Genomic DNA, 12,577 nt, shown 5'->3' with positions numbered 1-12,577 from the left:
GTTATATGCCGGTTTTCACAGGCTCAGTCATATTTCCTTTAATCTAAATAGTAGGAAATTGTGCTGATTTATGCATACTGTGCGTTTTTTATGAGCGCTCGGTCTGTCAGTACGCGCATCGCTTATAGATGTTCCAGCAAAAGAAACAAGTTATGAGTTCAGAGCATAAACGTTCATTAACGACAGTCACACTGGCCGCTATCGGCGTAGTGTATGGCGATATAGGTACAAGCCCTTTATATACCTTACGCGAGTGTTTTTCTGGTCACTACGGTTTTAATGTTGAACCAGAAATTGTATTTGGTTTTCTCTCACTGATTTTCTGGATGCAGATCCTCATTGTATCCCTTAAATACCTGACTTTCGTCATGCGTGCAGATAACGCGGGTGAAGGTGGGATATTAACCCTGATGTCATTAGCGGGGCGTAATACAGCGCCTAAAGTGACGGCGATTTTAGTGATCTTGGGGTTAATAGGCGGCAGCTTCTTCTATGGCGAAGTAGTGATTACGCCTGCAATTTCAGTGATGTCAGCGATAGAAGGCCTTGAGATAGCGGCGCCGTCGCTTGATCCGTACATTGTTCCTCTTTCTATACTGGTTCTTACCATTCTGTTTTTCATTCAAAAACATGGTACGGGAAGTATTGGTAAACTCTTTGCGCCGGTGATGGTGCTATGGTTCCTGACGCTGGCCATTCTTGGTGCGCGCAGCATCATGGACAATCCCGCGGTGCTGACGGCATTAAATCCCAAATGGGCGATTGGGTTCTTCGTTGAACATCGTTCCATGGCGTTCTTTGCGCTGGGGGCAGTTGTATTATCTATTACCGGCGTTGAAGCCCTGTATGCCGACATGGGACACTTCGGTAAGAAGCCTATTCGTTTGGCATGGTTCTTCTTTGTCATTCCATCGCTGATCCTGAACTATTTTGGGCAAGGTGCATTACTGCTGAAAAACCCTGAAGCGATCAAAAACCCGTTCTTCTTATTAGCACCCGATTGGGCATTAATCCCGCTTCTTGTTTTGGCGACCTTTGCGACCGTTATTGCCTCGCAGGCCGTTATCTCAGGCGTATTCTCCTTAACTCGCCAAGCTGTACGCTTGGGTTATCTCCCTCCGATGCGAATTATTCATACGTCGGATATGGAAGCTGGGCAGATATACATTCCTGCGATTAACTGGGCGCTGTATATCTCCGTGGTGATTGTGATTGCCAGCTTTGAACACTCCAGTAATCTGGCCGCGGCCTACGGTATCGCGGTAACAGGCACCATGGTATTAACCAGTATTCTCAGCTGTACCGTGGCGGTGAAAAACTGGCACTGGAACCGCTTCGTGGTGATGATCCTGATTGCTGGACTGCTATGCATGGACATACCGCTATTTACCGCCAATGCCCTGAAGTTCTTCTCGGGGGGTTGGTTGCCGCTTGCCCTTGGTCTGGTGATGTTTATCATCATGACAACATGGAAAAGCGAGCGTTTCCGTTTGTTACGCCGCTTGCATGAACACGGTAATTCTCTGGAAGCGATGATTGCATCGCTAGAGAAATCACCGCCAGTGCGTGTGCTAGGAACGGCTGTATATATGTCGCGTGCGATGAACGTTATTCCTTTCGCGTTGCTGCATAACCTGAAACATAACAAGGTGCTGCATGAGCGAGTGATCTTACTGACGCTCCGTACGGAAGATGCACCTTATGTGCACAACGTTCGTCGTGTGACCATTGAGCAGCTTTCCCCTACTTTCTGGCGTGTCGTTGCTAGCTATGGCTTTAAAGAAACGCCAAACGTGGAGGAGATCTTCCATCGTTGCGGATTAGAAGGCCTGCCGTGCCGGATGATGGAAACATCGTTCTTCATGTCACACGAATCGCTGATCTTAGGCAAACGACCTTGGTATCTGAAAGCGCGTGGCAAACTGTTTATGGCATTAAGCCGAAATGCGCTACAGGCTGCTGACCAATTTGAGATCCCGCCAAACCGCGTGATTGAGCTTGGAACACAGGTGGAAATTTAGATCGATTGGTGAAAGGTTCCGTACGCCTATTAATAGCACATACCCTCGCGGCATTTGTGTTGGCGTACGGGCAGGGGCGCCAGCGCGCGCCCCTTGTATCCTCGCGCTTTTTTCCGAGATGGCATTTCCGCAAGGTTTGGGATGCGCATCCCAAACGCCGACGAGACTTCCTTGTCTCGTCGGCTCTCCCTACCAAGACTTAAACGCTGAAAATAATAAGCAGCTTCAGCCTCGCCTAGATGCTTATATCCGCTGAAACGCTTCTGCTATCGAAACGTTTCGATAGCGATCACAAATCTCAACTTTAGTAGTTGCCAGTCATCCATTAGCACCTAGAATTCTTACAAGCGAAACGTTTCGCTGATGGAGCAGAAAATGAAAAAAGGCACCTTACTCAATTCCGAGATTTCTTATCTCATCTCTCGTTTAGGTCATACCGACGCCATTGTGGTGGGTGATGCAGGGCTTCCGATCCCTGATTCAACTCAACGTATCGATTTGGCGTTAACCCACGGTGTTCCTAGTTTTCTTCAGGTTGTGGGTGTGATTACACAAGAAATGCAGGTTGAAAAAGCGGTTATTGCGCAAGAGATGCCGGGCAAAAACGCCGAAATCCATCAGCAGTTATTAGCTAATTTGAAACAACTCGAACAACACCAGGGAAATACCATCACGGTGGAGTATGTCAGCCATGAGCAATTTAAAGTGCTGAGCTCTACCAGTAAGGCAGTGATTCGCAGCGGAGAGTGTTCTCCGTATGCGAATGTGCTGCTTTATTCTGGCGTAACCTTCTGAGGCCGCTATGCAACCGTTATTAGCTTTAAAAGGCATTGATAAAAGCTTTCCCGGCGTTAAAGCTCTATCTGGTGCTGCGCTAAATGTTTACCCCGGACGTGTCATGGCGTTAGTGGGGGAAAACGGCGCGGGTAAGTCCACCATGATGAAGGTTCTTACCGGTATCTATCAAAAAGATGCGGGCACCCAAAACTTCCTCGGAAAAGAAGTCACATTTAACGGCCCTAAATCTTCTCAGGAAGCGGGTATCGGCATCATCCATCAAGAGCTCAACCTCATTCCACAACTCACCATTGCCGAGAATATTTTCTTAGGTCGTGAGTTTGTGAATCGCTTGGGCTGTATTGATTGGAAAAAAATGTATGCCGAAGCGGACAAATTGCTGGCTCGCCTCAATATCAGCTACAGCAGCCATCGGCTGGTGGGCGATTTATCCATTGGCGATCAGCAAATGGTCGAAATTGCTAAGGTGCTGAGCTTCGAATCCAAAGTTATCATCATGGACGAGCCTACCGATGCGCTGACAGACACCGAAACCGAGTCCCTGTTTAAAGTGATTCGGGAACTGAAGGCTGAAGGTCGTGGCATTGTTTATATCTCCCATCGTCTAAAAGAAATCTTTGAAATTTGCGATGACGTCACGATTTTCCGTGACGGTCAGTTCATTGCTGAACGCCCGGTTAGTGAGCTGCAAGAAGATTCACTGATTGAGATGATGGTTGGCCGCAAATTGGAAGAACAGTACCCGCGTTTGAATCAGCCACGTGGTGAATTACGTTTGCAGGTAAAAGGCTTGTATGGGCCTGGCGTTGAAAACGTCAGTTTCGATCTGTATCGCGGCGAGATTCTCGGTGTTTCTGGCCTGATGGGCGCAGGGCGTACCGAATTAATGAAAATTCTGTACGGTGCGTTACCGCGCAAACAGGGTTTTGTCACGCTGGATGGGCGTGAGGTGGTTACACACTCACCGCAGGATGGTTTGGCAAACGGCATTGTTTATATTTCTGAAGACCGTAAACGTGATGGTTTAGTGTTGGGAATGTCGGTGAAAGAGAATATGTCTCTTACCGCATTGCGCTATTTCAGCCGAGCGAATGGTTCTCTAAAGCATGCTGAAGAACAGGAAGCCGTAAGCGATTTTATGCGCCTGTTTAATGTGAAAACACCGTCGATGGATCAACCGATTGGTTTGCTCTCCGGCGGTAATCAGCAAAAAGTGGCGATAGCCCGCGGGCTGATGACGCGTCCGAAAGTGCTGATTCTGGATGAGCCAACGCGTGGCGTCGATGTCGGGGCTAAAAAAGAGATTTACCAACTTATTAACCAGTTCAAGCAAGAAGGGCTAAGCATCATTTTGGTCTCCTCTGAAATGCCAGAAGTACTTGGTATGAGTGACCGCATTTTGGTGATGCATGATGGCCACCTCAGTGGGGAATTCCCAATTGAACAGGCAACCCAAGAAGTGCTGATGGCAGCCGCCGTTGGCAAGCAATACGGCGTGAAGCAGGAGTAATCGCAGATGAACACCCAGACAACCCAGAAGCAAGGTGGGTTTAGTAAAGATCAGTTAAAAACATTATTGCTGGAGCAAAAGTCGCTGATCGCCCTGCTGGTGCTGATTGCGGTTGTATCCTCAATGAGCCCTAATTTCTTTACGCTTAATAACCTTTTCAACATTTTGCAGCAAACATCGGTCAACGCCATTATGGCGGTGGGGATGACGCTGGTGATCCTAACATCGGGCATTGATTTATCCGTCGGATCGTTGCTAGCGATCACCGGTGCCGTTGCCGCTTCTATTGTTGGGCTTGAGGTTAACGCCTTTGTTGCCGTATTTGCTGCTCTGGCACTCGGCGCCGCTATCGGTGGATGTACGGGGGTTATTGTCGCCAAAGGCAAAGTGCAGGCCTTTATCGCAACGCTGGTGATGATGCTGTTGTTGCGCGGTGTGACCATGGTCTATACCAACGGAAGCCCAATAAACACCGGCTTCTCGGACGCGGCAGATCTGTTTGGTTGGTTCGGTATTGGCCGCCCTCTAGGGATCCCAACCCCAATCTGGCTGATGGTGATTGTGTTCGCTCTGGCATGGTACATGCTGCATCACACGCGCCTTGGCCGCTATATCTATGCGTTGGGTGGTAATGAGTCGGCAACCCGCCTGTCAGGTATTAGCGTTGACCGTGTAAAAATTATTGTTTATTCGCTGTGTGGTTTGCTCTCTGCTCTGGCCGGTGTTATCGAGGTTGCTCGTCTTTCCTCAGCACAGCCAACGGCGGGTACAGGCTATGAGTTGGATGCTATTGCCGCCGTTGTACTGGGAGGAACCAGTTTGGCGGGTGGTAAAGGCCGCATTATGGGGACATTGATCGGCGCATTGATCTTAGGTTTCCTGAATAATGGTCTGAACTTACTGGGTGTTTCGTCTTACTACCAAATGATCGTTAAAGCAGTGGTTATCTTGCTGGCGGTTCTGGTAGACAACAAAAGCAACAAATAATCTCCCCTACAGGAAACGACGATAATGAATATGAAAAAACTGGCAACACTGATCTCCGCTGCGGCTTTAAGTGCAACTCTGAGCGCAAATGCGATGGCGCAAGACACTATCGCGCTGGTGGTATCCACGCTGAATAACCCGTTCTTTGTTTCCATGAAAGACGGTGCGCAGAAAGAAGCCGATAAATTAGGCTACAAGCTGGTGATTTTGGATTCTCAGAATAACCCAGCGAAAGAGCTGGCTAACGTACAGGACTTAACCGTACGTGGCACCAAACTGATGCTGATTAATCCAACCGACTCTGATGCGGTAGGTAATGCGATTCTGATGGCTAATCAGGCCAAAATTCCGGTTATTACTTTGGACCGTGCGGCGAATAAAGGCGTTGTGGTAAGCCATATCGCTTCTGATAACGCTGCGGGTGGTAAGGCCGCGGGTGAGTTTATCGCCAAGAAATTGGGCGATAATGCCAAAGTTATTCAGTTAGAAGGTATTGCGGGAACGTCAGCCGCGCGTGAACGTGGCGAAGGTTTCAAGCAAGCGCAGGAAGAACACAAATTCAATATGCTGGCCAGCCAGCCTGCTGACTTTGACCGTACCAAGGGCTTGAACGTTATGCAGAACCTGCTAACGGCACACCCACAGGTACAAGCGGTGTTTGCACAGAACGATGAAATGGCTTTAGGCGCACTGCGTGCACTGCAAACCGCGGGTAAAGCTGATGTGCTGGTGGTCGGTTTTGACGGCACCGCCGACGGCGTGAAAGCGGTTCAGCGTGGCAAACTGGGTGCAACTGTAGCTCAACAGCCTGAGCAAATTGGCGTGATTGGCGTAGAAACAGCAGATAAAGTATTGAAAGGCGAAAAAGTGCCAGCCAATATTCCTGTTGAGCTGAAACTGGTTACCGAGTAACCCAGTGACCAAGTAATACAATCGCGCCGCTGCAGGTCCCCTGTGGTGGCGTACATTTAAGGGATTGAGCAAGATGCAAAAAGGCAAACTGGTGGTATTGGGCAGTATTAATGCTGATCATATCCTAAATATCGAGCATTTCCCGCGTCCGGGAGAAACCGTTTTAGGTCAGCAGTATAAAGTGGCTTTTGGTGGTAAAGGTGCTAACCAAGCGGTAGCTGCCGGTCGTAGCGGTGCCGATATTTCCTTTATTGCGTGCGTCGGTCAGGATGACATCGGTGAACGTATTCGCCAGCAACTCTCTAGCGATAGTATCAATACCCAAGCCATCGAAGCTATTGACGGTGAAACCACCGGCGTCGCACTGATTTTTGTTAATCAGGAAGGAGAGAACGTGATTGGGATTAGCGCGGGCGCTAACGCCGCGGTAACACCTGATTACTTATCTAAGCATCAAAAGTTGATTGAAGATGCCGATGCATTGCTCATGCAGCTAGAGTCGCCGCTAGAAACGGTTATGGCTGCGGCTCAGTTAGCACGTAAGCATAATACTCAGGTTATTTTGAATCCGGCACCGGCTCGCGAACTGCCTGATGACTTACTCGCTAATATTGACGTCATCACGCCCAATGAGACAGAAGCTGAAAAGCTAACGGGTATTACAATTAAAGACGATGCGAGTGCTCAGCAAGCCGCTGAAGTTCTGCATCAAAAAGGGATAAAAACCGTGTTGATTACCTTGGGAAGCCGAGGCGTATGGCTGAGCCAAAATCAACAAGGTAAAACGATTCCAGGGTTTAAAGTAAAAGCCGTTGATACTATCGCTGCGGGCGATACATTTAACGGTGCTTTAGTAACAGCGTTGCTGGAAGGCACTGAAATTAACGCCGCGGTGCGTTTTGCTCATGCAGCCGCCGCCATCGCCGTGACGCGTGAAGGCGCTCAACCTTCCGTTCCTTGGCGCAAAGAGATCGATTCTTTTCTCCAGTCACACTAAGAGTCGCAGTATTAGGAGTAGCTCTGAGTGACCACCATGAAAGACGTCGCCCGCTTAGCGGGCGTATCAACCTCAACAGTTTCTCATGTCATCAATAACAACCGCTTTGTCAGCGACAGCGTGCGTGACAAAGTGTTGTCTGCGGTACAAGAGCTTAACTACGCCCCTTCAGCATTGGCGCGCAGTTTAAAGCTAAATCAAACTCGAACCATCGGCATGCTGGTGACAACCAGTAACAACCCCTTCTTTGCTGAAGTGGTACGCGGCGTTGAGCGAAGCTGTTACGAGCGCGGCTATAGTTTGATTTTATGTAATACCGAAGGTGATTTAGCTCGTATGAATCAGAGCCTTGAAACTCTGCTACAAAAGCGAGTTGATGGGCTATTGATGATGTGCACCGAAAGCTATCGTCCTGCGCGCGAAATGCTTAGCCGATATCCATCGCTTCCCACTGTGATGATGGACTGGGCCGTCTTTGATGGTCCGAATGATGTTATTCAAGACAACTCGTTTCTCGGCGGGAAAATTGCGACACGTCATCTGTTAGATAGAGGCTATACCAAGATTGCCTGTATTGCGGGGCCAAAAGATAAAACGCCGGCTTGGGAACGTTTGGAAGGCTACCGTTATGAAATGCAGCAGGCAGGCATTGCGATCCCTGATGAATACGTAATATTTGGTGATTTTGAATTTTCTGGCGGTGTTGATGCCATGAATCAGCTGCTTGCTCTACCAGAACCGCCGCATGCTGTTTTCACGGGGAATGATGCTATGGCGGTTGGGGTCTATCAGGCCTTGTACCGAGCAGGGCTTAAAGTAGGCTGTGATGTGGCCGTGGTCGGCTACGACGATATTGAAATGTCGCAATATCTTTCTCCGCCGTTAACCACCATTCACCAGCCCAAAGATGAGCTGGGTGAATTGGCCGTTGATACGCTTTTACATCGTCTTATGCATCTTGATCTCGAACCGCAAACTCTGGTTTTAACACCAGAGTTAATGGTTAGGGATTCTGTTGGGCAGATTTAGCATCACGGCTTTTTCTACGCAGCTGCGCTTTACGCCCTTTGATAAGGGAATCGCCATCGGTAGGGCGCAGCATTAAGAAGATCAACGCAGAGAAAATGGTGACTACGCCCATAGTAATAAAGGTGTAGTGGAAGTGATCGACTAGTGAGCCAAATGATAGGGAGTCATAGAATCTCAACACGGCAGCGCTGACTGCGACCCCAAAGCTAATAGATAGTTGCTGGGTTACCGCGAGAACACTATTCCCCGCGCTGGCGTTTTTATCCGTTAAATCGCCCAACGAAATGGTGTTCATCGATGTGAACTGCGTCGACATCACCATCCCTAGCAAGAATAACGGCAAAACTAGCATCCATAACGGCATGTCAGGATCTTGCAGTGAAAACTGCGCAATCATCACCCCAATAATCATCGTTACGCAGACCAACGTTTTACGATAGCCAAATCGGCGTAATACGCCGGTTACGGTTGACTTAGCAATGATCGAACCTATCGCGGTTGGCGCCATCATGCAGCCAGCAATAATGGCTGAGTATCCAAAACCGACCTGCAACATTAATGGCATTAAGAACGGGATACATCCCGTACCCAATCGGGAAGCTACGTTACCTACGATACCGATGGAGAATGTCCGCGTTTTGAAGAGCGGTAAATCAATTAGCGGCTGCGGATGGCGACGAGCATGCAGAACATAGGTAAATAGAAGCGCAACACCAGCGAATAGAATCAGCCACGCATAGATAACTGGCAGCACGTTCTCGCCAAAAAGCTCCATACCGGTAGAAAGACAAACCAGACTTACCCCAAAAATTAAGAAGCCAATATAGTCGAAGCGTCGGGTTGGGGTCTTGAAATCAGGCATATAGCGGCGGGCGTAAAAAATACCTGCAACACCGATAGGAATATTGATTAGGAATATCCAATGCCAAGTTGCCACCGTGACTAGCCAACCGCCGAGCATAGGTCCGACTACCGGCCCGATCAGCCCTGGCATCGTGACAAAGTTTAAGACCGGCAATAATTCACTGCGAGGGTAGGCACGCAGTAGTGCTAATCGCGCAACCGGCATCATCATTGCGCCGCCAATGCCTTGAAGCACGCGTGAGCAGACTAGCATCGTCAGGGAGCCTGACAATGCACAGGAGAGAGAACCCAGTGAGAACAGAGAAACCGCGAAGATAAACACTTTGCGGGTACCAAATCTATCTGCAACCCACCCGCTGACGGGTATTAACATCGCAACCGTCAGCGTATAGCTGATAATGGCAGATTGCATGGCCAGCGGGGAGCGATCCAAACTACGCGCAATAGAGGGAATAGCTGTATTCAGAATGGTTGCGTCTAAGGCTTGCATGAAAAAAGCCATGGCGGCAATCCAAGGTAAGCCAGCCATACTACGGGCAGTTTTTGTCATAGGTATACCGTTTAGTCGTGTTTTTGTCCTAGCAGAGCCTGACAGGAAATAAATGCATCCATACTGTTTCCAGTCAAAATTGCATCAACAATAGCCTGATGAAGACTGAGCTTTATAACTTCATCACCGGTGATTGCGCGGAAATAGCTTTGGTAAACGGAACTGAATAGGTTGGCGAATGATGTTAGGAAAGGATTCGCACTGGCCTTATAGATAAGCTGGTGGAATTGAACGTCAACTTTGATCCAGCGCTCGCGGTCAAAGCGGTTATTCAATTCGCGCATCTCATCCATTAATGTATTGAGTTCAGCTTTCTGCTCTTCTGAGGCATGGAGCGCCGCTAATAGGCAGGCCTGTGGTTCTAGTGCATGGCGCAGAACTAAAAAGTGTTCTTTTACATGCTCGAAATTCTCACGGGTTAGCCACCAAGTTAATAACTCCTGATCTAAGAAGTTCCAGTGACTACTTGGCATAACACGAGTACCAATTCTTGGGCGAGGCAATACCATCCCCTTAGCTGCCAGCATTTTTACTGCTTCACGAACGGCAGTACGGCTGACACCATAAATATCTCCAAGCTCGAGCTCCCCAGGCAGGATGCTGCCTGCCTTATATTCTCCAGAGAGAATACGCTGACCGATCTTTTCTGCTAAGAGATAAGAAAGGTTGCGTTGTGCAGCTTGTTGTTGTGCGTTGAGTTGCATGGCTTTAGGTCCTATCTGGCATAATTACCTTTGTTTCACTCTTATTTTATCCTACAAAAGCAAACCGCAATGTCTTTATTCGGTTAAAAGTGGCGCGTATTTTACGTTTTTTAAGCTTAATGTTGAAATATTATGCATTCAGAAAGTTTTATGAAATAAACACTTGTCACCTGCTGAGAAGTCCCTATAATGCGCCACCACTGACCGGGAATAACGATGCAAACATCGCTTGGACAGCAAGAAGATTTAATGAGTTATGCAGTTTGTTGAAAAATAAATGCTTGACTCTTCGGGCTAAAAGCGTAGTATACGCAGCCCACGCCAATGAGAACTTATGTTTGATTGGCGTCGCTCTTTAACAATTTATCAGACAATCTGTGTGGGCACTCACAAGACAATATCTAACGTCCTCGGACGATAAAATATTAAAGTCTTGAAGAGTGACCAAGCAGTAATTCATTTAGTGAATTATTACGAAAGTTAAATTTTCGAGCATCGCTTCACTTGTTGAAGCAAATCAAGCTTTTAATTGAAGAGTTTGATCATGGCTCAGATTGAACGCTGGCGGCAGGCCTAACACATGCAAGTCGAGCGGTAGCACAAGAGAGCTTGCTCTCTGGGTGACGAGCGGCGGACGGGTGAGTAATGTCTGGGAAACTGCCTGATGGAGGGGGATAACTACTGGAAACGGTAGCTAATACCGCATGACGTCTTCGGACCAAAGTGGGGGACCTTCGGGCCTCACGCCATCAGATGTGCCCAGATGGGATTAGCTAGTAGGTGGGGTAATGGCTCACCTAGGCGACGATCTCTAGCTGGTCTGAGAGGATGACCAGCCACACTGGAACTGAGACACGGTCCAGACTCCTACGGGAGGCAGCAGTGGGGAATATTGCACAATGGGCGCAAGCCTGATGCAGCCATGCCGCGTGTATGAAGAAGGCCTTCGGGTTGTAAAGTACTTTCAGCGAGGAGGAAGGCATTGTGGTTAATAACCGCAGTGATTGACGTTACTCGCAGAAGAAGCACCGGCTAACTCCGTGCCAGCAGCCGCGGTAATACGGAGGGTGCAAGCGTTAATCGGAATTACTGGGCGTAAAGCGCACGCAGGCGGTTTGTTAAGTCAGATGTGAAATCCCCGAGCTTAACTTGGGAACTGCATTTGAAACTGGCAAGCTAGAGTCTTGTAGAGGGGGGTAGAATTCCAGGTGTAGCGGTGAAATGCGTAGAGATCTGGAGGAATACCGGTGGCGAAGGCGGCCCCCTGGACAAAGACTGACGCTCAGGTGCGAAAGCGTGGGGAGCAAACAGGATTAGATACCCTGGTAGTCCACGCTGTAAACGATGTCGACTTGGAGGTTGTGCCCTTGAGGCGTGGCTTCCGGAGCTAACGCGTTAAGTCGACCGCCTGGGGAGTACGGCCGCAAGGTTAAAACTCAAATGAATTGACGGGGGCCCGCACAAGCGGTGGAGCATGTGGTTTAATTCGATGCAACGCGAAGAACCTTACCTACTCTTGACATCCAGAGAATTTAGCAGAGATGCTTTAGTGCCTTCGGGAACTCTGAGACAGGTGCTGCATGGCTGTCGTCAGCTCGTGTTGTGAAATGTTGGGTTAAGTCCCGCAACGAGCGCAACCCTTATCCTTTGTTGCCAGCACGTAATGGTGGGAACTCAAAGGAGACTGCCGGTGATAAACCGGAGGAAGGTGGGGATGACGTCAAGTCATCATGGCCCTTACGAGTAGGGCTACACACGTGCTACAATGGCATATACAAAGAGAAGCGAACTCGCGAGAGCAAGCGGACCTCATAAAGTATGTCGTAGTCCGGATTGGAGTCTGCAACTCGACTCCATGAAGTCGGAATCGCTAGTAATCGTAGATCAGAATGCTACGGTGAATACGTTCCCGGGCCTTGTACACACCGCCCGTCACACCATGGGAGTGGGTTGCAAAAGAAGTAGGTAGCTTAACCTTCGGGAGGGCGCTTACCACTTTGTGATTCATGACTGGGGTGAAGTCGTAACAAGGTAACCGTAGGGGAACCTGCGGTTGGATCACCTCCTTACCTAAAGATAGCGTTAAGTGCAGTGTCCACACAGATTGTCTGATGAAATTAATGAGCAAGAGCACCTGTTGATGTTGTGAGTTTTAAGACTCATGCTGATACGAAACGAGAAGGCGAAAGCTTTGTCGGTATTTTC

Annotated in this window: 9 protein-coding genes and 1 rRNA gene; 8 read left to right on the top strand and 2 right to left on the bottom strand. The window is 48.7% G+C overall.

Annotated elements, in window-relative coordinates; all coding sequences use genetic code 11:
- Positions 1 to 152 precede the first annotated feature (152 nt).
- The 7 genes from kup to rbsR all read left to right on the top strand — a co-directional run bounded on the left by kup (position 153) and on the right by rbsR (position 8,254).
- Positions 153 to 2,021, top strand: a complete 1,869-nt coding sequence (kup, locus tag CPY98_RS20620; protein ID WP_043489939.1) for a low affinity potassium transporter Kup — start codon at positions 153 to 155, stop codon at positions 2,019 to 2,021.
- 375 nt (positions 2,022 to 2,396) lie between these two features.
- Entirely contained in the window at positions 2,397 to 2,816 is a 420-nt protein-coding gene (gene rbsD / locus CPY98_RS20615) for a D-ribose pyranase (RefSeq protein WP_040045296.1), read from the top strand.
- Between the two features lie 7 nt (positions 2,817 to 2,823).
- Entirely contained in the window at positions 2,824 to 4,329 is a 1,506-nt protein-coding gene (rbsA, locus tag CPY98_RS20610) for a ribose ABC transporter ATP-binding protein RbsA (RefSeq protein ID WP_025797421.1), read from the top strand.
- Positions 4,330 to 4,335: 6 nt separating this feature from the next.
- The gene (rbsC, locus tag CPY98_RS20605; protein WP_025797422.1) at positions 4,336 to 5,316 is read left to right on the top strand and encodes a ribose ABC transporter permease; all 981 of its coding nucleotides are present in this window, start codon (positions 4,336 to 4,338) and stop codon (positions 5,314 to 5,316) included.
- A 24-nt stretch (positions 5,317 to 5,340) separates the two neighbouring features.
- Positions 5,341 to 6,228, top strand: coding sequence for a ribose ABC transporter substrate-binding protein RbsB (gene rbsB / locus CPY98_RS20600; RefSeq protein WP_025797424.1), 888 nt, complete (start codon positions 5,341 to 5,343; stop codon positions 6,226 to 6,228).
- Between the two features lie 73 nt (positions 6,229 to 6,301).
- A complete protein-coding gene (gene rbsK / locus CPY98_RS20595) occupies positions 6,302 to 7,225 on the top strand; it encodes a ribokinase (RefSeq protein ID WP_046360577.1) in 924 nt (307 codons plus the stop codon).
- 27 nt (positions 7,226 to 7,252) lie between these two features.
- On the top strand, positions 7,253 to 8,254 hold the full coding sequence (rbsR, locus tag CPY98_RS20590; RefSeq protein ID WP_025797428.1) for a ribose operon transcriptional repressor RbsR: 1,002 nt from the start codon (positions 7,253 to 7,255) through the stop codon (positions 8,252 to 8,254).
- Here the strand turns inward: rbsR and mdtD are convergent.
- Positions 8,229 to 9,668: a multidrug transporter subunit MdtD gene (gene mdtD, locus CPY98_RS20585; protein WP_096388688.1), complete on the bottom strand. Its 1,440-nt coding sequence runs from the start codon at positions 9,666 to 9,668 to the stop codon at positions 8,229 to 8,231. The genes rbsR and mdtD overlap by 26 nt on opposite strands.
- An 11-nt stretch (positions 9,669 to 9,679) precedes the next feature.
- Complete coding sequence (locus CPY98_RS20580; RefSeq protein WP_096388687.1) at positions 9,680 to 10,372, bottom strand: FadR/GntR family transcriptional regulator; 693 nt, start codon at positions 10,370 to 10,372, stop codon at positions 9,680 to 9,682.
- Positions 10,373 to 10,898: 526 nt separating this feature from the next.
- On the opposite strand from CPY98_RS20580, the gene CPY98_RS20575 reads away from it, so the two are divergent.
- Positions 10,899 to 12,441: ribosomal RNA gene (locus CPY98_RS20575) — 16S ribosomal RNA — on the top strand.
- Positions 12,442 to 12,577: the final 136 nt, after the last annotated feature.

This window comes from Hafnia sp. CBA7124 (genome assembly GCF_002355555.1).
Lineage (GTDB): Bacteria > Pseudomonadota > Gammaproteobacteria > Enterobacterales > Enterobacteriaceae > Hafnia > Hafnia alvei.
This window is presented reverse-complemented; position numbering and strand designations above follow the sequence as displayed.

Bases quoted from the DNA above. Each gene is read 5' to 3' on its own strand.
- rbsA (WP_025797421.1), top strand. From the start codon at position 2,824: ATGCAACCGTTATTAGCTTTAAAAGGCATTGATAAAAGCTTTCCCGGC.
- rbsB (WP_025797424.1), top strand. From the start codon at position 5,341: ATGAATATGAAAAAACTGGCAACACTGATCTCCGCTGCGGCTTTAAGT.
- rbsD (WP_040045296.1), top strand. From the start codon at position 2,397: ATGAAAAAAGGCACCTTACTCAATTCCGAGATTTCTTATCTCATCTCT.
- CPY98_RS20580 (WP_096388687.1), bottom strand. From the start codon at position 10,372: ATGCAACTCAACGCACAACAACAAGCTGCACAACGCAACCTTTCTTAT.
- rbsK (WP_046360577.1), top strand. From the start codon at position 6,302: ATGCAAAAAGGCAAACTGGTGGTATTGGGCAGTATTAATGCTGATCAT.
- mdtD (WP_096388688.1), bottom strand. From the start codon at position 9,668: ATGACAAAAACTGCCCGTAGTATGGCTGGCTTACCTTGGATTGCCGCC.
- rbsC (WP_025797422.1), top strand. From the start codon at position 4,336: ATGAACACCCAGACAACCCAGAAGCAAGGTGGGTTTAGTAAAGATCAG.
- kup (WP_043489939.1), top strand. From the start codon at position 153: ATGAGTTCAGAGCATAAACGTTCATTAACGACAGTCACACTGGCCGCT.